The organism is Sphingomonas sp. (genome assembly GCF_019746015.1).
Lineage (GTDB): Bacteria > Pseudomonadota > Alphaproteobacteria > Sphingomonadales > Sphingomonadaceae > Sphingomonas.
In genome coordinates this window covers 1-21,789 of record NZ_JAIESM010000092.1, presented here as the reverse complement: position 1 = coordinate 21,789, position 21,789 = coordinate 1, and the positions used below count along the sequence as shown (strand labels likewise).

19 protein-coding genes are annotated in these 21,789 nt (G+C 67.7%); 5 read left to right on the top strand and 14 right to left on the bottom strand.

Annotation, left to right across the window (positions count from 1 at the left end):
* A partial coding sequence (locus K2Y03_RS12480; RefSeq protein WP_367114774.1) for a TonB-dependent receptor occupies nucleotides 1-482 on the bottom strand: 482 nt, incomplete at its 3' end.
* A gap of 244 nt (nucleotides 483-726) precedes the next feature.
* Between K2Y03_RS12480 and K2Y03_RS12475 the strand changes: the two genes are divergently transcribed.
* From K2Y03_RS12475 to K2Y03_RS12465, 3 genes are read left to right on the top strand one after another with little or no spacing between them, the layout of a single operon-like run.
* The gene (locus tag K2Y03_RS12475) at nucleotides 727-1,866 is read left to right on the top strand and encodes an efflux RND transporter periplasmic adaptor subunit (RefSeq protein ID WP_294091070.1); all 1,140 of its coding nucleotides are present in this window, start codon (nucleotides 727-729) and stop codon (nucleotides 1,864-1,866) included.
* A 7-nt stretch (nucleotides 1,867-1,873) separates the two neighbouring features.
* A complete protein-coding gene (locus K2Y03_RS12470; RefSeq protein WP_294091068.1) occupies nucleotides 1,874-5,029 on the top strand; it encodes an efflux RND transporter permease subunit in 3,156 nt (1,051 codons plus the stop codon).
* Complete coding sequence (locus K2Y03_RS12465; protein ID WP_294091067.1) at nucleotides 5,026-6,483, top strand: efflux transporter outer membrane subunit; 1,458 nt, start codon at nucleotides 5,026-5,028, stop codon at nucleotides 6,481-6,483. The genes K2Y03_RS12470 and K2Y03_RS12465 overlap by 4 nt, the downstream gene beginning before the upstream one ends.
* Here the strand turns inward: K2Y03_RS12465 and K2Y03_RS12460 are convergent.
* The 11 genes from K2Y03_RS12460 to K2Y03_RS12410 all read right to left on the bottom strand — a co-directional run bounded on the left by K2Y03_RS12460 (nucleotide 6,473) and on the right by K2Y03_RS12410 (nucleotide 17,715).
* A complete protein-coding gene (locus tag K2Y03_RS12460) occupies nucleotides 6,473-7,795 on the bottom strand; it encodes a DUF3422 domain-containing protein (RefSeq protein ID WP_294091065.1) in 1,323 nt (440 codons plus the stop codon). The two genes, K2Y03_RS12465 and K2Y03_RS12460, sit on opposite strands and share 11 nt — an antisense overlap.
* Nucleotides 7,796-7,968: 173 nt before the next feature.
* The gene (gene pufC / locus K2Y03_RS12455) at nucleotides 7,969-9,093 is read right to left on the bottom strand and encodes a photosynthetic reaction center cytochrome PufC (RefSeq protein WP_294091064.1); all 1,125 of its coding nucleotides are present in this window, start codon (nucleotides 9,091-9,093) and stop codon (nucleotides 7,969-7,971) included.
* On the bottom strand, nucleotides 9,090-10,064 hold the full coding sequence (gene pufM, locus K2Y03_RS12450) for a photosynthetic reaction center subunit M (RefSeq protein ID WP_294091063.1): 975 nt from the start codon (nucleotides 10,062-10,064) through the stop codon (nucleotides 9,090-9,092). Before pufM ends, pufC begins: the two co-directional genes overlap by 4 nt.
* Nucleotides 10,065-10,079: 15 nt before the next feature.
* Nucleotides 10,080-10,904, bottom strand: coding sequence for a photosynthetic reaction center subunit L (pufL, locus tag K2Y03_RS12445; protein ID WP_294091062.1), 825 nt, complete (start codon nucleotides 10,902-10,904; stop codon nucleotides 10,080-10,082).
* 157 nt (nucleotides 10,905-11,061) lie between these two features.
* Nucleotides 11,062-11,241, bottom strand: a complete 180-nt coding sequence (gene pufA, locus K2Y03_RS12440) for a light-harvesting antenna LH1, alpha subunit (protein ID WP_294091061.1) — start codon at nucleotides 11,239-11,241, stop codon at nucleotides 11,062-11,064.
* A gap of 15 nt (nucleotides 11,242-11,256) precedes the next feature.
* Nucleotides 11,257-11,484, bottom strand: coding sequence for a light-harvesting antenna LH1, beta subunit (gene pufB / locus K2Y03_RS12435; protein WP_294091060.1), 228 nt, complete (start codon nucleotides 11,482-11,484; stop codon nucleotides 11,257-11,259).
* Between the two features lie 147 nt (nucleotides 11,485-11,631).
* Nucleotides 11,632-13,074 carry a chlorophyllide a reductase subunit Z gene (gene bchZ / locus K2Y03_RS12430; RefSeq protein ID WP_294091059.1) on the bottom strand — a complete coding sequence of 481 codons (1,443 nt, stop codon included), beginning with the start codon at nucleotides 13,072-13,074 and terminating at the stop codon, nucleotides 11,632-11,634.
* The gene (gene bchY / locus K2Y03_RS12425; RefSeq protein ID WP_294091058.1) at nucleotides 13,071-14,576 is read right to left on the bottom strand and encodes a chlorophyllide a reductase subunit Y; all 1,506 of its coding nucleotides are present in this window, start codon (nucleotides 14,574-14,576) and stop codon (nucleotides 13,071-13,073) included. The genes bchZ and bchY overlap by 4 nt, the downstream gene beginning before the upstream one ends.
* A 2-nt stretch (nucleotides 14,577-14,578) precedes the next feature.
* Nucleotides 14,579-15,556 (bottom strand): chlorophyllide a reductase iron protein subunit X, encoded by a 978-nt coding sequence (locus K2Y03_RS12420; RefSeq protein ID WP_294091069.1) that lies wholly within the window; start codon nucleotides 15,554-15,556, stop codon nucleotides 14,579-14,581.
* The gene (bchC, locus tag K2Y03_RS12415; RefSeq protein ID WP_294091057.1) at nucleotides 15,556-16,488 is read right to left on the bottom strand and encodes a chlorophyll synthesis pathway protein BchC; all 933 of its coding nucleotides are present in this window, start codon (nucleotides 16,486-16,488) and stop codon (nucleotides 15,556-15,558) included. The genes K2Y03_RS12420 and bchC overlap by 1 nt, the downstream gene beginning before the upstream one ends.
* A 96-nt stretch (nucleotides 16,489-16,584) precedes the next feature.
* On the bottom strand, nucleotides 16,585-17,715 hold the full coding sequence (locus K2Y03_RS12410; protein WP_294091056.1) for a methyltransferase: 1,131 nt from the start codon (nucleotides 17,713-17,715) through the stop codon (nucleotides 16,585-16,587).
* A 57-nt stretch (nucleotides 17,716-17,772) separates the two neighbouring features.
* Here K2Y03_RS12410 and crtD point away from each other — a divergent pair, with 57 nt between their 5' ends.
* Nucleotides 17,773-19,341 (top strand): 1-hydroxycarotenoid 3,4-desaturase CrtD, encoded by a 1,569-nt coding sequence (crtD, locus tag K2Y03_RS12405; protein ID WP_294091055.1) that lies wholly within the window; start codon nucleotides 17,773-17,775, stop codon nucleotides 19,339-19,341.
* 92 nt (nucleotides 19,342-19,433) lie between these two features.
* The gene (locus K2Y03_RS12400; RefSeq protein ID WP_294091054.1) at nucleotides 19,434-20,171 is read left to right on the top strand and encodes a hydratase; all 738 of its coding nucleotides are present in this window, start codon (nucleotides 19,434-19,436) and stop codon (nucleotides 20,169-20,171) included.
* Here K2Y03_RS12400 and bchO read toward each other — a convergent pair.
* Together bchO and K2Y03_RS12390 are read right to left on the bottom strand one after the other, a co-directional pair.
* Nucleotides 20,168-21,058, bottom strand: a complete 891-nt coding sequence (bchO, locus tag K2Y03_RS12395) for an alpha/beta fold hydrolase BchO (protein WP_294091053.1) — start codon at nucleotides 21,056-21,058, stop codon at nucleotides 20,168-20,170. The genes K2Y03_RS12400 and bchO overlap by 4 nt on opposite strands.
* Nucleotides 21,058-21,789, bottom strand: a 732-nt coding sequence (locus tag K2Y03_RS12390) for a VWA domain-containing protein (RefSeq protein ID WP_294091052.1), incomplete at its 5' end; no start/stop codon positions are given. The genes K2Y03_RS12390 and bchO, both read right to left, overlap by 1 nt.

The window sequence follows — 21,789 nt, the reverse complement described above, 5'->3', positions numbered from 1 at the left end:
GTCAGCGCCTGAAAGCGCGGCCGCAGCACGAAATTGATCACCCGCTGGTCGGCGCGGAAGCCATATTTCAGCGCCACTTCCTCGGGCAGAATATCGACGCGCAGGATCGCCTCTGCCGGCAGGTCGCGGATTTCCTGAAAGCCGCCGATCCGCCGGCCGTTGAGCAGCACCACCGGCGGGCCGCTGCCGCGCCCGCTGCGCAGCTGCGGCCCCAGTTCTGTGAGCAGATCGGCAACCGAGCTGACGCCATAGGATCGGATATCGGCCGGGCTCAGCACCTGATCGGGCGGAATGTCGCCAATCACCGCACCGGGCAGCCGGCGGCCGGCGGTAACGACCACGTCGCCGCCCTCGTCATCCTGCGCGGGGGCGCCGCGATCCTCCGCCGGGGCGGGGCGCGCGGGGCGCGGGGCGGCCTGCTGCGCCAGCGCTTCCACCGGCGCGACGCCAAGCAACAATCCAGCCAGAATCGTCCGGCGCAACGATAGTCTCCCCAAATCCCTGATGGCAGGCCGGCTAAACCGCGTTTGTCGCAAGACTATGTCAGCCTGCGCGGCCGCTAGCCGAATTTCGCGCGGATGCCAATCATCTCCACAAAGCCGGAACTTGCGTGCCGCGCCACCGCCGCTATGCCTGCCCACCGGGAATCGACGGCCGCATCGATCTGCCGCAGGTGAAGGACGGGGCGTGAGCAAGCATCGACAAGTCACAGGGTGGCAACCGGCCATGGTGCCGGTGGCGGCCGCGCTGGTGCTGGCGGGCTGCGGCGCGCAGGGGCAGAAACCGCCCAAGCGCACGCCAGAGGCGGGCTATGTCGTCGTGCGGACGACGACGCTGCCGGTGACGGCGGAGCTGACCGGCCGCGTCACCGCCTTCCAGACATCGGAAGTGCGGCCGCAGGTGACCGGCCTCATCCAGCGCCGGCTGTTCACCGAAGGGGCGCTGGTCCGCCAGGGCCAGACGCTCTACGAAATCGACCCCAGCCTGTTCGCCGCCGCCGGCAACCAGGCCAGCGCCAATCTGGCCGCTGCCCAGGCCGCAGCAGAGGCCGCGCGCGCCCGCGCCGATCGCTTCAAGCCGCTGGCCGAGATCCAGGCCGTGAGCGCGCAGGACTATACCGACGCGCTCGCCCAGGCGCGCCAAGCCGAGGCGCAGGTGGCCCAGGCGCGCGCCGCGCTGCAGACGGCGCGGATCAACCTGCGCTTCACCCGCGTGCCGGCGCCGATCAGCGGGCGCATCGGCCGCTCGCTGTTCACCGAAGGCGCGCTCGTCACCGGCAATCAGGCGCAGCCGCTGGCGGTGATCCAGCGGCTCGACCCGATCTTCGTCGACATCCGCGAATCCGCGGCCGATCTGCTGGCGCTGCGCCGCGCGCTGGCACAAGGCGGCGCGCTGCCCAGCAAGGCCGCCGTCCAGCTGAAGCTGGAGGATGGCAGCGATTACGGCTTTCGTGGCGACGTGGAATTCACCGAAGTGACGGTGGACGCCGCGACCGGCACCGTCACGCTGCGCGCGCGCTTTCCCAATCCGCAAGGGTTGCTGCTGCCCGGCATGTTCGTGCGCGCCATGTTCGCCCAGTCGGTGGCCACCAATGTGATGCTAGTGCCGCAACAGGGCATTCAGCGCGATCCGCGCGGCAATGCGACCGCGCTGGTGATCGGGCCGGACAACAAGGTGGTGGCAAAGCCTGTCACCACGCTGCGCACCGAAGGGGCGAACTGGGTCGTCTCCGCCGGGCTCAACCCCGGCGACCGGGTGATTACCGAAGGCAGCCTGAACGCCAAGCCCGGCACGGTGGTGAAGCCGGTGCCCGCCGGCAGCCCGCAGCGCATCGCCCCGCCGCCCACCGGCAAGCCGGGCCGATAGGCGGCCGATGATCTCGCGCATCTTCATCGACCGGCCGATCTTTGCGTGGGTCATCGCCATCCTCATCATGCTGGTGGGGCTGGGCGGGCTGATGACGCTGCCGATCGAACAATATCCCGATGTCGCGCCGCCGCAGATCAACATCCGCGCCAACTATCCCGGCGCTTCGGCCGAAATCCTGGAAAACAGCGTTACCCAGATCATCGAGCAGCAGCTGACCGGCATCGACGGGCTGCTCTATTTCAGTGCCACGTCCAGCTCGCGCGGGCAGGCGACGATCTCGGCCACGTTTGAAAAGGGCGTGAACCCGGACATTGCCCAGGTGCAGGTGCAGAACCGCGTGCAGCAGGCGCTTGCCCGCCTGCCCGGCCCGGTGCAGCAGCAGGGGCTGACCGTCACCAAGTCCAGCCCGGACTTTCTGATGATCTTTGCGGTCTACGACACCACCGACCGCCGCACCAATCAGGACGTGTCCGACTATCTGGTCAGCAATCTGCAGGACCCCATCGGTCGGCTGGCGGGCGTGGGCGACACCAATGTGTTCGGCGCGCAATATGCGATGCGGGTGTGGCTGCGGCCCGACCAGCTGGCCTCGTACAGCCTGATCCCCGGCGACGTCATCCAGGCGATCCAGGCGCAGAATATCGAAATCGCCGCCGGCGAACTGGGCGGCCAGCCCAGCCCGCCCACGCAGATGCTGAACGCCACCGTCACTGCCCAGTCGCGGCTGACGACGGCAGAGGAATTCGCCAACATCATCCTGCGCACCGCGCCCGATGGCTCGATCGTGCGGCTGAAGGATGTCGCCCGCGTCGAGCTGGGCGCGGAAAATTATTCGATCCGCAGCCGCACCAACGGCCATCCCGGCGCCGGCTTTGCCGTGTCGCTCGCCCCCGGCGCCGACGCGCTGACCACCGCTGAACTGGTGAAGGCCAAGGTCGCCGAGCTCACCAAATCGATGCCGGCCGGGTTCGCGGTTGCCTATCCGTCGGACGCGACCAAGTTCATCAAGCTGTCGATCGAGGAAGTCGTGAAGACGCTGATCGAGGCGATCGTGCTGGTCGTGATCGTGATGTTCGTCTTCCTGCAGAGCTGGCGGGCAACGCTCATTCCGGCCATCGCGGTGCCGGTGGTGCTGCTGGGCACGTTCGGCGTGTTTGCAGCGCTCGGCTTTTCGATCAACACGCTCACTTTGTTCGGGCTGGTGCTGGCAATCGGTCTGCTGGTCGACGACGCGATCGTCGTGGTCGAAAATGTCGAGCGGCTGATGGAGGAAAATCCCGGCATGTCGCCGCGCGACGCGACGATCCGGTCGATGTCCGAAATCAACATCGCGCTGATCGCGATCGCGCTGGTGCTGTCGGCGGTGTTCCTGCCTATGGCGTTTTTCGGCGGATCGACCGGCGTCATCTATCGCCAGTTCTCGATCACCATCGTCTCGGCGATGGTCCTCTCCGTGGTGGTCGCGCTGGTGCTGTCGCCGGCGCTGACCGCGACGCTGCTGAAACCCAAATCGGCCCAGCGCCATGATCGCTGGACCGACCGGCTGCGCGACGGCTTCAACCGCCGGTTCGAGGCGATGGTCGCGCGCTATGCCGGCGCCATTCCGAAGATCGTCGACCGCAAACTGCTCTACCTGCTGATCTATGGCGGGGTAGCGGCGCTGCTCGTCGGGCTGTTCGTGCGGCTGCCGACGGGCTTTCTGCCGACCGAGGATCAGGGCGGCCTGCAGCTGGTGTTCAACCTGCCGCCCGGCGCCACCCAGGCGCGCACCTTTGCCGTGCAGCAGGGGATCGAGCGCTATTTCCTGGGGCCGGAAAAGAAGAATGTCGCCGCGCTCCTGACCGTCAGCGGCGGCGGTGGCGGCGGGCCGGCGGGGCAGAATCAGGGGCGCAGCTTCGTCTCGCTGGCCGACTGGGACCAGCGCGTGGGCGCCGACAACAGCGCCGACGCCATCGCGCTGCGCGCAACCAAGGCGTTCGCCAATTTCCGCGATGCGCGCGTCAACGTGTTGGTGCCCGGCGCGATCCGGGGCCTGGGCCAGTCGAACGGCTTCACGCTGGAACTGCTCAACACCGGCGGCCTCAGCCGGGCGGATTTCAAGGCGGCACGCGATGCGCTGTTTGCCGAGGCGATGGCCGATCCTGAACTGGCGCAGGTCCGCCTGACCGATCTGGACGACCAGCCGACGCTGAAGGTCGATCTCGACCAGCAGAAGATGCAGGTGATGGGGATCAGCCAGCAGGACGTGAACGTCACCCTCTCCACCGCCTGGGGCGGGCGCTATGTCAACGACTTCACCGACCGCGGCCGGGTGAAGCGCGTGTTCGTTCAGGGCGATGCGCCCTATCGCTCCAGGCCGGAGGATCTGGGCCAGTGGTTCGTCCGCTCAAGCGATGGCCAGATGGCGCCCTTCTCCTCGTTCGCTGCCACCCGCTGGTCGAGCGCGCCGCCAACGCTTGCCCGGTTCAACGGCATTGCCAGCTTTGAATTTTCCGGCCAGCCGGCACCCGGCCACAGCTCCGGCGAGGCGATGGACCGGATCGAGCAGCTGGCCAGCAAATATCCCGGCACGTCGATTGCCTGGTCCGGCCTGTCATTTCAGGAACGGCTGTCCTCGGGGCAGGCGCCGCTGCTCTATGGCCTGTCGCTGCTGGTCGTGTTCCTGTGCCTGGCCGCACTTTATGAAAGCTGGACGATCCCGGTGGCGGTGCTGCTGGTCATCCCGCTCGGGCTGGTCGGCGCGGTGTTCGCGGTCACGCTGCGTGGGCTGGTGAACGACGTCTATCTGCAGATCGGCCTGCTGACCACGATGGGCCTGGCCGCCAAGAACGCCATTTTGATGATCGAATTTGCCGAGCAGGCCGAGAAGCAAGGCAAGCGCGTGATCGATGCGGCGGTGGAGGCGGCGCGCATCCGGTTGCGCCCGATTCTGATGACCAGCCTGGCCTTCATCTTCGGCGTGCTGCCGCTGGCGATTTCGACGGGTGCCGGCGCCAATTCGCGCATCGCCATCGGCACATCGGTGATCGGCGGCATGCTGACCGCGACGATCCTGGCGATCTTCTACATCCCGCTCTTCTTCGTGATCGTGCGGCGCACGACGCGCGACACGCTGAAGCGGCTGCACCACCCGCCCAGGCCGAGCGGAGATGCGGCATGAAGCGGCTGGCACCCGTTCTGCTCGCGCTGCTGGCCGGCTGCTCGTTCGTGCCGAAATATCAGCGGCCCGCGCCCCCCGTGCCCGCCACCTGGCCGCAGGGCGCCGCCTACGCACCCGCCGGCGAGCCGCTGCCGTCGCTGTCCTATCCGGATGTGTTCCGCGATCCCCGCCTGCAGACCATCATCACCCGGGCGCTGGCCAACAACCGCGACCTGCGCATCGCCGCCGCCAATATCGCCGCCGCGCGCGGGCAATATCGCGTGGCCCGCGCTGACCGATTCCCCACGCTGGGCAGCAACAATACCGGCTCGGTGATCGACCCGGGCACCGGCCGCACCAACAATAATGGCGCGCCCGTCATCGGCGGCGAGCGCACCACCTTCAACCTGAGCTTCGGCGCGACCGCGTTCGAGATCGACCTGTTCGGGCGGGTCGCAGCACTCGCGCAGGCAGCGCGCAACCAGTATTTCGCCAGCGAGGCGGGCGCGCGGGCAACCCGGCTGACGCTGGTCGGCGATATTGCCACCGCCTGGCTGCAATATGGCGCCGACCAGTCGCTGCTGGAGCTGGCGCGGCAGACCGAACGCACGGCAAGCGACGCGATCCGGCTGGTCCGCGCGCGCGTCGATGGCGGGGTGGCGCCGCGATCGGACCTGACACAGGCGGAGACGGTGCTGGCGCTCGCCCGGTCGAACCTGGCGCAACAGACAACGGCAGTGGCGCAGGATGTGAACGCATTGGAGCTGCTGGTCGGCGCGCCGGTCGAACCCGCGCTGTTGCCCGCATCGATCGAACAGGCCGGGCCGACGATTGCCGATCTGCCCGCCGGCACCCAGTCCACGTTGCTGCTGCGCCGGCCGGACATTGTGCAGGCCGAATATCAGCTGCGCGCCGTCAACGCCCAGGTGGGGGCCGCGCGTGCGGCGATGTTCCCGCGCATCAGCTTCACGGCACTCGGTGGCCTCGCCTCGAACAATTTCATCGAGCAGTTGTTCACCACGCGCGCGTTCAACTATTCGCTGATTCCCGGCATCAACTATCCGGTGTTTGCAGGCGGCCGGGCCAAGGCCAATCTGGCGATCGCGCGCGCCCAGTTCGACGCCGCGCTCGCCACCTATGAACGCAGCATCCAGACCGCGTTTCGCGAAGTCGCCGATGCGCTGGCGCGGCGCGGCACGATCGAGGCGCAGCTGGGCGCGCAGAACGACCTGACCCGTGCGGCGTCCGAGACGTTCCGCCTGACCGAGGCACGCTATCGCGGCGGGATCGACAGCTATCTGGCCAATCTCGACGCGCAGCGCGCGCTGTATCAGGCGCAGCAGACTTTGGTCACCACCCAGTTGGTGGCGGCGGCCAATCGGGTGGCGCTGTATCGCGCGCTGGGGGGCGACGCGCTGATCGACGCCGCGCCCACCGGCCCGGTGCCGGCAACGCCGGCCGCCGCTATTCGCTGAGGTGGCGCCGCATCCGGTTGACGAACAGCGCGACGACCAGCACCACGATGGGCACCGCCACCGCGATGCCGATTTCGTGGTTGATGCCCGGCGTCGCCTTGATCGGATAGGCGATTAGGCCGATCAGATAATAGCTGATCGCCACCACCGACAGCCCCTCCACCGTCTGTTGCAGGCGCAGCTGCAGCTGGGTGCGCTTGTCCATCGATTCGAGCAGGTCGCGGTTCTGCTTGGCGAGCGCGATGTCGATGCGCGTGCGCAGCAGCGCGCTGGCCCAGGCGGCGCGCTGCTGCAGATCCTCGATCCGCGCCGAAAAGCTGTCGCAGGTGCGCACCGCCGGCATCAGACGGCGCTCGGTAAAGTCGCCCAGCGTCTGAAAGCCCCGCACCGGCGCCAGATCGAGCGCGTGCAGCCGCTCGATCGACAGCTGGGCATAGGCGCGCGTGGCACTCATCCGGTAGCGCGTGGCTGCGGACAGGCGGGCCAGCTCCGCCGACAGGAAGGTCAGCTCGTCGAGCAGCGCATCATCCTCGCTGCGGCGCTCGGACACGTCATGCGTCAGCATTGCCAGCCGCTGTTCGAGCTTGGTCAGCTCGGGCGTCGTCTCCTGCGCGATCGGCAGGCCGAGCAGCGCCATGTTGCGATAATTGCCCAGTTCCTGAATGCGGGTGACGAGTTGCGACGGCTCATCCCCTTGCAGCCCCAGGTCGCGGATCAGCAACCGGCCAAAGCCGTCGGCATGAAGGCGGAAATCGGACATCAGCCGCGCCTTGCCGCCCACCACGTCGCACACCACCAGCGCATCGCGGGTGAACCACTGGTCAAGCTCGGCGTCGAGCGGGGGCGGCGCGCCCGGCGGCTGCACCGCGATCTGGGTCGCGCGGATGACGTCGCCGGGCATGCCGGCCAGCACGTCTTCGGACAGCGGCGCGAAATGCAGCGGATCGAACGGCGCGCCGAACGCCCCTTCGCGGATGAAGGTATAGCTGGCGAATTCGGTATGCCGTTCCCACACCAGGGTCGCCCCGGGCAGCGGCACCACCGCATATTTGGCCCGCTCGGCAATGGTCAGCCCGGCGCGCGCGGCCAGATCGCTGATATGGCGCCAGCTTTCGGCCGCGCCCGCCTCGCCCAGCAGGGTGACGACCTGCATCAGCCGGGCCGGCGCCGAAAAGCGCGGCAGGCGGCGGACATGCATTTCGGCCGACAGCGAGGCGCGCAGCGGGTGGCTGCGCGTGCCGATATTGGCGCCGCGCGGGGCGCGGACGCTGCCCTCGGTCAGCGCGGGCTCATGGTCTGGAACATCGGCCATCGTGCTTGGATTCGCCCATCATTCGACGATCCCGTTCCCTTGGCGAACGGGATAGGGCGGTCAAGCCCGGATGGCCCCTGGCTCACCACCGTGCCGCGCTGACGGTAGCGAGAGCCGGGCGCCGCAGGGTGGCGGACATGCGTACCGCCATTGCCCGTGGCGCCCGGCAATCCTCAGGGTTGGGCAGCCGCCGGTGTCTTGCTGGCGGTCTCGCCGGCGGCCGCTTCCTTGGCCGCTGGCGCCGGTGCTGGCGCTGCCGCGGCAGGCGCCGGCGCAGCCACCATGGCGGCCAAGTCCGGATAGTCCTTCAGCATGCTGACCCCGCCCAGCGGCTTGTTCTGGCCCTGGTGGCAGGTCTGGCAATTGGCCTTCAGCACATCGCCATGCGGCCCCTTGCGATAGGCGGGGAACACATTGGCGAGCGAGCCGATATAGGTGCTGTTGACATCGCCAACCATGCGGATGCCATACCAGGCCTGGGCACGCGGCGCCGGGCTTTGCGACCACACCGCAAAGGCGCGGCTGTTATGGCAATAGGTGCAGTTGACGTTCAGCGACGACGACATGTGCATCATCAGGCCATAGGTCTGCTCGGTATGCGCGATCGATGCGCCCGACGTGCTGGGCGGCAGCGCCGTCTGGCCCTGGACACGGATGTTCTTCGCCCCGTTCAGATAGGTCGAGAACGGATCATAGGGGAGCGAGGAATAGGCCACCGCCGGCACCGGCGTGTTCTGCCCGAACTTGTTGCCGGCAAGGCCGCTCTGCCCGCCCGGCGCATCGGCCATCGACCACACATATTTGGGCACGGCATTGCCGCGGTGGCAGGTATAGCAGGTGACGCCCGTTCCCTTGACGTGGGTCTTCCACGTCGAGTTGATGTTCATCGTCATCTGCAGCATCCGCCGCGCGACGACCTTGGTATATTTCTCGTCCGACGCCAGATTCTGCGGATTGTGGCAGTAATTGCAGCCGACATTGTCGGGATTGCTGCCCTGCTGCGGCGCCACCCAGGTGTTGATTGCCGCCATCAGATGGTTGAACCGCTCCGCGCTGACATCGCCCAGCACCTGGACGTTCTGGTAAACCTCCTTTGCACGCGGGCCATCGGCGGCGGGCAGGTCATAGGGCGGCGCGGGCACGGTATAGGCCGCCTGCCGCGACTTGGCGGTGATCTGGTCCATGCCAGTGCCCCGATAGCCGTTCTGGGCATAGGCCTTTGGCCCCAGCTCGCACCCGCCAAGGGTGAGCGAGAGGACGCCGATCACCACCGGCGCCAGATAAGTTTCACGGCTCATTTTGGTGCTCCCGGCAAAGAGGCTGGATCGACCGTGCCCGTGCTCGGATAGGCCGGTGCATAGCCATGCTGTTGTGCCCACAGATACCAGTTGTCGACGACCGTGCCGGTCAGCAGGATGCCGATGCCGCCGGTCAGCGTCGTCAGCACCGCGAACCACCACGCCCAGCGGTGGATCGATTCCATCGTGGCGTTGAAGCCCATCGTCCAGCGCCAGAACAGTGCGGCGCGCTCGCTGGCAGTGCCGCGGTCGGTGATCTGCTCGATCTCGCGCTCGCCGCCATAGCGGCCCACCGCCAGGATCGTCGCGCCGTGCATCGCGAACAGCAGCGTCGAGCCATAGAGGAAGACGATCGAAAGCGCGTGGAACGGATTGTAGAACAGATTGCCGTAGCGGATCGAGAAGGCTGCCGTCCAATCAAGGTGCGGAAACACGCCGAAAGGCACCGCTTCCGACCAGCTGCCCATCAGCACCGGGCGGATGAAGCCCAGCACCAGATAGAGCCAGATCGCGCTGGCAAAGGCCCAGGCGACATGCGTGCCCATCTTCAGCGCACGCGCGCGGAGATAAGTGCGCACCCACCACAGCATGATCGACGCGGTCAGGAAGAAGCCGGCGATCAGCCACCAGCCGCCCTGGTTGAGCGGGGGCAGGATGGTCAGGCCATATTGCGGCCCCGGCGGCTCCAGGCTCAGCCAGAACAGCTGGCGCACGAACTGCACCGGGTTCCAGTTGACCTGCGCCATCATGTTGAGACCGATGATCTCGAACGCGATGATGCCGAACGCTAGCGCGGCTACGCCCAGATAGCCCAGATAGATCGGCCCGATCTGCGCATTGCCCAGCTTGCCCGCCCAATAGAGGAAGAAGGGCTGGCCGGTGCGCGGCTCGCTGCCATCGGTTGCGGGCGGGCCGAATTCGGCGGGGCCGCGCAACTGAACTTGGGTGAAGATGTTCTGATAGGTTGCCATTTTATGCTCTCCACCTCAGCGCCAGATCGGCAGGTTGAGCCACCAGGTCCACCATTCGGGCCAACCGCGCGTCCACACGGGGCCGGAAATGATGATGCACACCGCGCTCCAGAACCCGGCATTCAGCGCCAGGAACAGGCCGAGCCGGTGGATGCCCAGCGTCCCGATCGAATAGCCGATGGTGTCGCGGAAGAACGCGTCTTCATATTCGGGTGACTTCACCTCGTCGCCCGGCAGCGGATTGACCGCCGACAGAACCAGCGCGCCATGCAGCGCGAGCGCCAGCGTCGTGGTGAAGAAGAAGCTCACCGCGATCATGTGCGCCGGGTTGTAGTGGAAATGGAGATATTGATAGCCGGTGTTAGACACCCAGTCCAAATGGCTCCAGATCCCATAAGGGAAACCCCAGTGCCACGCCCCCATCAGGAACGGGCGGAACACCACCAGGGTGACATAGGCCAGGATCGCAAAGCTGAAGGCGATCGGCACGTGATAGCCCATGCCAAGCTTGCGACAGATCTCGACCTCGCGCAGCGCCCAGGAGCAGAACGCCCCGATGGCGCACATGGTAATGATCTGCCACAGTCCGCCATGCAGCAACGGCGCCAGTTTCAGGCCATATTTCAGGTCGGGTGGCGCGATGCTGATCAGCCACGGGTTCCAGGTCGGCCCCTGCGACGCGCCATAGAAGATGAGCGCGGTGCCCAGGCCGGCGAACAGGATCGTGGTGATGCCGAAAAAGCCCACGTAAAAGGGGCCGATCCAGAAATCGAACAGATCGCCGCCGATGAGCGTTCCGCCCCGCACCCGGTATTTCCGTTCAAAGCTTAGCAGTGCCATTGGATCAAGCTCCCTCGCCCGCCGCCCCTCGCCAGGCACGGCAGGTCAATCTTGCTCTGCGACCGGGCGGACCCGCGCTACCGTCAAGCCGGTGTCACGCGGGCCACGCCCCAACCGCCGCAGAACGATGCGACAATAGACTCGCCGGCGACCCGATTCAGGGAGCCGGCGCCCCCGTTGCGACCGTCTGGCCATGGACCAGATGGGGGTCTTCGAGCCAATTGTAGCGATCCGTGCTCAGCAGGATGAAGTGAATCAGCACCGCGAGCGAGAACAGGAAGATCGCAAGCAACGTCAGGATGCGGCGACCGTCAAATGTTACCCACATTCTCCACATGTCAGATTCTCCTTCTCAGCTCTTGGAGGCGACCGGCGCCTCGGTCTGCATTGGCGCGGTTGCTGCCATGCCGGCCTTGTATGGCGCCGTGCCCGGGAACCATGGCCGCCACATCCACATCAGGATGTGAGCGATCACGGCAACGGTCACGAAAAAGCCGGTGCTGAACACGAAGAGGTTGTGGAACTCCTTCGCTTCCTGCTCGGTCATATAGGTCCCAGGACCCATTGGATCGTTACTCATAGATGATCAGTCCTTCTTCTTGGGTCGTCCCGGCGAGATCGGGCGCGCGGCTCGCGTCCCCCGACGGTATCCGGGAGGGGCCCGAAAACCCCTCCAGGATGGGTGGTGCCGCCTGATGGAGCGGCGAATGGGTGGAAAATGCGCGGATCATGGCACGCCCGCCTCTGCCAGGGCTTCGTGCAGCCGCTCGGGCGTGACGACGCTTTCGCCCGCCCGGCGGGTGATGCTTTCGGCGGCATCGCGCAGCCGCTTGGCCGCCGAAATCCGCACCAGCACCGGCTCGCGCTCCAGCCGTTCGTCGAGATTGACCTTGGCCTCATCGGCCCAGACGAGCGGTGGCTCGCGGCGCGCCGGCGTCGGGTCAACCGCATCGAGCTGGCGCGCGAGCGGCAGGATGTGAAACAGCGCGTCGAACAACGCGTTGCACACTTCCTGAACCAGATAGGTTGCCCCGGCATAGCCCATGAAGGGCGTGCCGGTGTGGCGGCGGATGATCGCGCCGGGGAAGCTCGCCGGGATATAGACCCCGCGCCCGCCCGCCTCGGCCATGTACATCCGCTCGTTGAACGATCCGAACAGCACCAGCGGCGGGTTGGTCTGGATCGCCTCGCGCACGGCTTCATTGTCCGGCTTCACGCCGGCCGAGCGCTGGAAAGCGAAGTGGCAGGGCAGCCCCATGTCGTTTTCCAGGAAATGCCGCACGCCGCGCGCATAGGTTTCGTTGGCGACGATGCCGAAGCTGGCGGTGCCAAAGAAATCCTGCGTCACCGACCGCCACAAATCCCATAGCGGCTTGATGGTGGTGTGCTTTTCGCGCTCGATGAACGGCTCCGCGTCCAGCCCCAGCAGCTCGGCCAGCGTGCGCAGGAAGGTGGTGGTGGAGTTGAGCCCGATCGGCGCCTGCAGATAGGGCCGCTCCAGCGTCTCGCACAGCCCGCGCCCATATTCGCGGTAGAGGCAGATATTGACTTCCGCATCCGCCAGCTTGCGAACATCGGCCAGATGGCTGCCGAGCGGAAAGGCCATGTTGACCTCCGCCCCGATGCCTTCGACCAGGCGGCGGATCTCGGCGAGGTCCGACGGCATGTTGAACATGCCATAGGCCGGGCCGATGATGTTCACCTTGGGCTTGGCGCCTTCCTTGCGGCGGGCGGGCGGCACTTTCTTGGGGCCGAACTGCGTCCACAGCCAGGTGAGCGCGCGGTCGGCCGACTGCCACTGATCCTCGTCGATCGTGCGCGGCAGGAAGCGCTGGATATTGGTGCCTTCGGGCGTCACGCCGCCGCCGATCATCTCGGCGATCGAGCCGGTCACGACGACCGCGGGCAGGTCTGGGTCGAGCGTCTTCCACGCGCGGCGCATCGCGCCCTCGGTGCCGTCGCGGCCCAGTTCCTGCTCGGAGAGGCCCGTGACGACGATCGGCAGCTCATGCGGCGGCAGCGCGTCGGTATAGTGCAGAACCGAGGTGACCGGCAGGTTTTCACACCCCACCGGCCCATCGATGATCACCTGCAGGCCCTTGATCGCGGTAAAGGCATAGACCGCGCCCCAATAGCCGCCGGCACGATCATGATCGAGGATCAGCGTCATACGCCCACTGCCTCCTCTGCCTTGGCAGCGGCGATCCGCTTGGCGGCGAACTTCGCCTTGAACTCCGGCCGGTCGACCGGCGTCGTCTCCCACACCCCGGCATTGGCGCCCGCGCCGACGCCGTCGAAGAAATCGCGCATCGCGTCGAAGCGGCCCTTGTTGGCAAGTGCGGCCCCCACCACCATCGCCAGGCTGCCGGCGCCGGCTGGGCCCATCAGCGGCCGTGCCGAAATCAGGTTGGTGAAATAGAGCGCGGGGATGGCGCGGCTCTTGGCGTGCTGCACCACCGGCGTGGTGCCGATCGCCAGATCGGGGCCGAATTCATCAACCGCCGCAAGATCCTGTTCCAGGCTGGCGCGATATTGCACGCGCGCGCCATGCGCTTCCAGCCATTCGCGGTCCGGGTCGGACCAGCGCGTGCGCGGGCAGGCGGTGCCGACATAGGGCACCTGCGCCCCGCTTTCGATCAGCAGCCGCGCGACCAGCAGTTCGGAGCCTTCATAGCCCGACACGGTGATCCGGCCGGAAACCGGCCGCGCCGCCAGCGCCCCGGCGATTGCCGGCAGGAAGCGGTTCTTGGCCGCATCGACCCGGTCGCGCGCAATGCCGCACGCCGCGCCGATCGCATCGAGCCAGGCCGCCGTACCGTCGCGGCCAACCGGTGCCGAGCCGACAATCGCACGGCCCGCCGCCTCGAACTCGCGGATGCTCGCGGTGTAGAAGGGGTGGATCGCACCTACCACCGCGCAATCGAGCGCGGCATAGAGCTCGCGCCATTCGCGCGTCGGTACGACCGGACCGGCCGCGAGGCCCAGCGGCTCCAGCATCAAGCCGATGCCGGGTGGGTCGGCCGGAAACATCTCCCCAAGGAGAGTCACGGTTGGCCGGTCCGATCGATCCTTTGGCGCAGCGACGGGGCCAGCCTCAGCCTCCGCCCGCGCATAATTGAGCATGGCGCCCGCCAGCACGTCCTTCGCCTCGGCATGCGTCGGCACGCCAAAGCCGGGCACGTCGATACCGATCACCCGCACGCCGTTGATCGCATCGGGCAGCAGCTGCAGCGGCACGCCCGACGCCGTCGGCACGCACAGATTGGTGACGACGATGGTGTCGTAGAGCGCAGGATCGGCGAGCTTTTCGACCGCTTCCTTGATGTCCTCGAACAGCTTGCCGGTGACGAGCGTTTCCGAATTGAACGGCACATAGCCCACCGTCCGCCGCGCGCCATAAAAGTGCGAGGTGAAGGTGAGGCCATAGACGCAGCAGGCCGAACCCGACAGCACCGTTGCCGTGCGCCGCATGCGCAGGCCGACGCGCAGACTGCCAAAGGCCGGGCACATCGACTGGGGCTGATCGTGCGGCCCTTGCGGATAATCGGCGGCGTAGCGTTCGAGAATGGCGCTCTTGCCAGCCTCGGCGGCGGCGGCGCGCATGGTGTCTTTGGAGGCGCAGCCCCCTGCGAGGTCGATCCGGTCGCGATCGCGTGGTTCGGGGCCGTCCATCGTTACACCGCGTCGTAGATGATTTCGAGGCTGGGCTTGGGCACATAGGCCGCGCCGCGCATGTCGGCCTGGGTGGCCGGCATCAGCGTGACGTTGCCGCCGGTGTCCTCCGGCTTGAACAGAGCCAGCAACCCGTCCTGGTCGAGCGGCGCCGGCTGTTGCGGCGGCGCGATGGCGACGTTGAGCGCCAGCTGCTCAAACAGCGGGCCCCATTCGCCACCGGGCTTGCCGATGATCTGGTAATTGGCGGATTTGCGGCGGATATCCTCATTCGCCGGAATCGCCGCGAGCACGGGAATGCCGACCGCCTTGGCAAAGGCATGCGCCTCGCCGGTGCCGTCATCCTTGTTGATCAGAATGCCGGCGACACCGACATTGCCGCCCATCTTGCGGAAATACTCAACCGCCTTGCACACATTATTGGCGACATAGAGCGATTGCAGGTCGTTCGAGCCGACCACGATCACCTTCTGGCACATGTCGCGCGCGATCGGCAGGCCAAAGCCGCCGCACACCACATCGCCGAGGAAATCGAGCAGGACATAGTCGAAGCCCCATTCATGGAAGCCCAGCTTTTCCAGCGTCTCGAATCCGTGGATGATGCCGCGCCCGCCGCAGCCACGGCCGACTTCCGGCCCGCCCAGTTCCATCGCGAACACGCCGTCGCGCTGGAAGCAGACATCCTCGATCGCCAGATCCTCGCCCGCCAGCTTCTTCTTGGACGAGGTTTCGATGATCGTCGGGGTGGATTTGCCGCCGAAGAGCAGGCTGGTGGTGTCGCTCTTGGGATCGCAGCCGATCAGCAGCACGCGCTTGCCCTGCTGCGCCATCATGTAGCTGAGATTGGCCAGCGCAAACGACTTGCCCGAGCCGCCCTTGCCATAGATCGCGATGATCTGGGTTTCCTTGGTCACCGGCCCGGTGGGCACCGGATCGGGTTCCTGGTTCGCTTCGTTCCGCAGTGCACCCAGATCAAGCATCATGACGCAACTCTCCAATCGAGCACCATTTTCAGGCAGGCAGGATCTTCAAACGCTTCGGGGTAGGCCGCTGCCGCCTGCGCGGCGGGGCGGATATGGGACACAAGCCCGGCCAGGCTGAGCGCGCCGGCTTCGACCAGCGCGATGGTGGAGGCGCTGTCCTCCGGCGTGAATTCAGCGGCAATGCGCAGACGCGCCTCGCGCATGAAGGCGGGGGCATAGGAAAAGGTCAGGCGGTCGTAGAAGCCGGCCAGCACGATCTCGCCACCCTTGGCGAGTCGGCCGATCAGGGTGTCGAGCAGCGCGCTGGCGCCGCTGGCGTCGCAGATAACCCGATAATCGGCGCGGATGTCCACTTCGGGCGCGATCACCGAATAGCCGGTGGCACCGTCGCGGCGGGCGGGGTTCGTCTCCCAGACGATTGGCGGCGGTGCGCCGCAGGCAATGGTCAGCCGCGCGATCAGGCGGCCCAATATGCCATGGCCGATGATCAGGTCGGGCGGGGCACCGCCGACCAGCGCGTGATGAGCGGTGGCCGCCAGCGACAGCAGCACGCCATCCTCGCCCAGCGACTCGTCGATGGGCAGCGCCCGCGCCGCCGGCACCACCACCCGCTCGGCCGTGCCGCCGAACAGCGCGCGCGCGCCCTGGAAGCAATTGGCGCCGGGCACGAACACCCATTCGCCGATGCGGCGCTGCGCATCACGCCCGGCATCGATGACTCGACCCACCGATTCATAGCCGGGCACAAGGGGATAGGCCATGCCGGGGAAGGGCGGCATCGCGCCCGACCAGAGCAGCTTCTCGGTGCCGGTGCTGATTCCGCTCCAGGCGATTTCGACCAGAACATCGCCATCGGCGAGCGGGTTGAGCGAGAGGGCGCGCAGCTCCAGCCTTTTCGGTGCATCGAGAACGACAGCCAGCGCCTTCATCACCACTCCTTCGCGACCGCTTGCGGCCGTGTGGCATTTATCGCGTCTTGGCAGTTAATGCCTTACACATTTCTGTGTCAAGCAATTTGGACAGATTTAGGCGCGCGTCGCCACAATTATGCGGACATTGAGCGGCAACGGCGTGGCGATCTCCTTGAATCGATTGAATCCGCAAGTAGTTAGCATCGCGCCGATCTCGTCGACGCGGCGCGGGCGCCCGGATCCCATCGCCCAGAGGTAAAGCCCGAAATAGCCATCGCCAGAGGCTTCGGCGCCGCGAGTCCCGGCCATCGGCTCGGCAATCAGGAGTCGCCCGCCGCTGGGGAGCGCGGCATAAATGCTGCGCAGCAATTGCATTGCCGGCGCGTCATCATGGTCATGCAGCACGCGCACCAGCGTGACGAGATCATAACCGCCGGGCAGCGGATCGTGCAGGAAGCTGCCGCCATGGATGGTGACGCGGTCGGCCACGCCGGCCGCCGCCAGTCGGACCCGTGCCCGCTCGCCGACCGCAGGCAGATCGAACAGGCCCAGCTGCAGCCCCGGCACCGCGCGGGCGACAGCGCCGGCAAACGCCCCCTCGCCCCCGCCCACGTCGAGCATCGCGCGGTGGCGGGCGAAGCGGTAACTGCCGATCACCTGTTCGGCGACAAACGGTTGCGTGGCCGCCATCAGCCGGGAATAGGCGCTCACCTCGTCCTGACCGCCCTGCCCCGCCTCGCCGGCATAATGCCAATAAGCGTGGAGCGCGCCGCCCCCGCCGCCGCTGCGCAACAGACCGACCGGATCGGCCAGATCGGCATAGAGCAGCCGGTGATGCTCAATCATCTCGGCAACGCCGGGATTGCCGAGCAGCGCGGCGCCTTCCTCGCCCAATGTCCAGCGCCCGTCGGGGAGCGCCTGCACCAGCCCGATCGAGGCCCCGGCGCGCAGCAATCGCTCGGCGGCAGCCGGCGCCATCGCCCAATCGACGGCGAGCGCATCTACCGTTGCCGGTGCGCCGGACAGCCGCCGCAGCCCGTCCAGCTGCACAAAGGCAAGCAGGATCATCGAATAGGTGAAGCCCGTTACCCGGTCGAACATCCGGCGCGCGCGGAAGCGGACGATGCTGCGCATGATCGGCAGTCGCATCATCGCGCGTTGCGTGGCGGGATTGGCGAGCCATTGGTTGCGCCAGGCGAGCCAGCGGAGCCGAAGGCTATTGTCATTGTTTTTTGACAGGCTCATATGTTGTCAAGATTGGACGACAGCCGGGTCTGCGTCAATCGGACCGAGGAGTGGCGCTTGCACGACGGTATCGAGCGCGAGTCAGTAATCGTCATCGGCGCCGGGGCCGGCGGCCTGGTGAGTGCCGCCATGCTGGCCGCCCAGGGGCTGGACGTCACCGTGGTGGAAGCGGCTGCCGCACCGGGCGGCAAGATGCGCAGTATGCCCGCTGGCCCCGCCCAGGTGGATGGCGGGCCGACCGTGTTCACGATGCGGCCGGTGTTCGACGCCATCTTTGCCGCCTGCGACGCGCGACTCGAGGATTATCTGACGCTGTCGCCGGCGACTACGCTTGCCCGCCACGCCTGGGGCGCGGACCGGCTGGACCTTCATGCCGACCGCGAGCGCAGCATCGACGCGATCGGCGACTTTGCCGGCGCGGAAGAAGCGCGCGGCTATCGCCGTTTCTGCGACGAGGCCGAACGCATTTATCGCGCGCTTGAAAAGCCGTTCATCCTGGGGCCGCGGCCGACCCAGCTCAGCTTGGCCTGGGCGATGGCGCTGGCCAACCCGGCCGACCTGCTGACCACGCGCCCCTTCCAGAGCCTGTGGCGCGGCCTGGGCGACTATTTCCGCGACGTGCGGCTGCGCCAGCTGTTCGGCCGCTATGCCACCTATTGCGGCGCCTCGCCCTATCGCTGCCCGGCGACGCTGATGCTGATCGCGCATGTCGAGGCGAGCGGCGTGTGGCTGCTCGACGGCGGCATGCACGCACTCGCCCGCGCGCTGGAGGCGCTGGCGGTGCGGCACGGCGCGCGCTTCCGCTATGCCAGCCCGGTGCGCACGATCCTGACCGATCAGCGCGGGGTTACAGGCGTTGAGCTGGCGAGCGGCGAGCGGCTGCACGCCCGGCGGGTGATCTGCAACGCGGACCCGGCCGCGCTGGCCGATGGCCGCTTCGGCGCCGATGTCGCGCACGCCGCGCCGCCGATGCCGCCCGCGCGCCGGTCACTGTCGGCATTGGTGTGGACGACGCACAGCGAGACCAGCGGCTTTCCGCTCGCGCACCACAATGTGTTCTTCTCGGGCGATTATGCGGCGGAATTTGCCGCGCTGGACGCCGGCCGCGTGCCGGACGCGCCCACCGTTTACATCTGCGCCGCCGATCGTCCCTCCGATGGCGGGCCGGCTACGGGGCGCGAGCGGTTGCAGATTCTGGTCAATGCCCCGGCGCTTGGCGACCGGGTCACCCTTTCCCATGCGGAGGTGGAGCAATGCCAATCACGAATGATCGCCTGCCTGGCCCGGTCGGGCCTGTCGGTGGAATTGCCCCCGGAAACCACCATCCTGTCGACGCCCGCCACCTTCGAGGCGCTCTTCCCGTCGACGGGTGGAGCCCTTTATGGACGGGCATCGCACGGCTCAGTGGCCGCCTTCCGCCGGCCAACGAGCCATACCCGCGTTCCCGGGCTCTACTTGGCGGGTGGAGCGACGCACCCGGGGCCGGGCGTGCCGATGGCGGCGCTGTCCGGCCGGCTAGCCTGCGCTACCCTGCTCAAGGACCTCGCTTCGACGCGCCGGTCTGCCCTGGCGGCTATGCCTGGTGGTATATCGACGCAACCAGCGACGACGGGCGCTACGGGCTGACCATCATCGCCTTTGTCGGCAGCGTCTTCTCGCCCTATTACAAACTGGCGGGCCGCCGCGAACCGATGGCGCATTGCGCGCTGAACGTTTCGATGATGGGCCCGCGCGCCAGCGCCTGGACGATGACCGAGCGCGGTGCCGCCGCCTGTGCGCGCGACGAATCGAGCTTCACCATCGGGCCGAGCAGCCTGCACTGGGATGGCGATAGTCTGGTCATCCATATCGACGAGACCAGCGCGCCGCTGCCCTTTCCGGTGCGCGGGGTGATTTCGATCCGCCCGGAATGGATCGGCGAAACCGGCTTCCACTTGGACCCCGCCGGCCGGCACCGCTGGCACCCCGTGGCGCCACGCGCGCGGGTGCAGGTGGCAATGGCGCATCCCAGCGTCAGCTGGCGCGGCCATGGCTATTTCGATTCGAACTTCGGCGAGGAACCGCTGGAGACCGGCTTCAACGACTGGCACTGGTCGCGCGCGCACCTGAAGAACGATGTCGCCGTGCTCTATGAAGGAACCCGCGCTGGCGGCCAGCCCTTTGAACTGGCGCTGCGGATGGACCGCACCGGCACCTGGCACGACATGCCGCCGCCGCCGCGCGAACGGCTGGCGCGCAGCGGCTGGGGGATCGAGCGGCTGACCCGGGCCGACCCCGGCGCGCGGCCCTTTGTGCGCGAAACCTGGGTCGATGCGCCCTTCTACGCCCGCTCGGCGATCGAGACGACCATCTATGGCGAGCGCGCGACGGCGGTGCATGAAAGCCTGTCGCTCGGCCGCTTCCGGTCGCCGCTCGTCCAGTGGATGCTGCCCTTCCGGATGCCGCGCGAGGGTTAGGGCGCGCGCGCACCGGTCTGTTCGGCAAAGGCCAGGATGTGGCGCGCAACCAGCGCCGGGTCCTCCTCATGCGCCAGATGGCCGAGGCCCGGCAGTACATCGACCCGGGCGCCCGGCACCAGGGCCGCCGCATCGCGCGCGGCGCTGACCGGCACCATCGCATCGCCCGCCCCGTGGAGCAGCAGCAGCGGCACGGCCAGGCGCGGCAGATCGCGCGCCAGGGCATCCAGATCCCAGTCGGCCATCATCGTGATTGCGCCGGCGACATGGGCGGCAGTGCCGAACAGACGCGCATAGTGATCGAGCCCCGCCTGATCGATGCGCGAGCCGGTGCTGCGCCCCAGAAAGCGCTTCACCTCGCCCGGCTGGCGGGCAAGGCCGGCAAAGAAATGCGGCGCAAACGGATTGACGAACAACAGCCGTGCAAGGCCGGGGAACAGCCGCGCAGCGATGCCGGGAAAGGGCATCATTGCGGGGTTCAGGCCGATGACACCCGCCGGCGCCGCCAGCCCGTCGATCGCCATGCGGCTGGCAATCGCGGCGCCTGCCGAATGGCCGACGATCAGCGCCGGCGCCACCGCCAGCGAGCGCATCAGCGCGCCGACCGCGCCCGCCATCGCCGGCATGGTCAGCCCACCGGCGGGCCGCCCCCGGGTGAAGCCATGGCCGGGCAGATCGGGGGCGATCACGGTGAAATGCTCGGCCAGCAGCGGCGCCAGCCCGCGCCAGCTATGCGTTGCAGCCCCGGTGCCGTGGAGCAGCAGCAGCGCCGGCCCGCTGCCCATTACCTGCACATGGAAGCGCAATGCTCCTGCCTCGACAAAGCGGCTGGCGTCGCGGTTGGGCCAGTCGGCCACACCGTCCAGCTGCAATTGGTCGCTCAGCATCACGCCTCCTTCATCGCGGCGGTGACGCCGGCATGGATGCGGCCGGCATCGGCGCGCGGCAAGGGCAGATAGCGCGCGTGCATCGCACGGGCGAGCGCTTCGCCTTCCGGCCGGGGACGGGGCGAGATGTCGACGAACGCGGCGCCAATGCCCAGCGCCGCGATGCCGCGTGCCGCCTGTTCGGCATCGGCAGTGGCGCGGGCACGATCTGCCGAGCCATCAGCGGCGATATTGGCGCGCCCGTCCGACAGCACCACCAGATAGGGCGTGCGCCCGCGCCGCGCCGCGCCTTCCGCCAGCGTGCGCGCGGCATCGAGCCCCGCGGCGACCGGCGTGCCGCCCCCGCCGGGCAGCCCGGCCAGCGCCCGCTTGGCGCGCGCAAGCGAGCGGGTGGGCGGCAGGATGATCTCCGCCCCCTCCCCACGGAAGGCGATGAGCGCGACCTGCGCGCGCTTCACATAGGCTTCTGCCAGCAACAGCTCGACCGCGCCCTTGGCCTCGGCGAGCCGGGCCAGCGCCGCCGAACCCGACGCATCGACCGCGAACACAGTAAGCGCCTCCGCACGCGACTCGAAGCGGCGGATGCGCAGATCGTCGCGCGACAGGCGCAGTGTCTCGCCCGCCCCGCGCCCGCGCACCCGCTGCCATGGTGCCGCCGCGCGCAGCGTGTCGATGAGGCTCAGCCGCTTGCCGCCGCCTGGCATGCCGGCGCGCGCGCCCAGCGGCCGGCC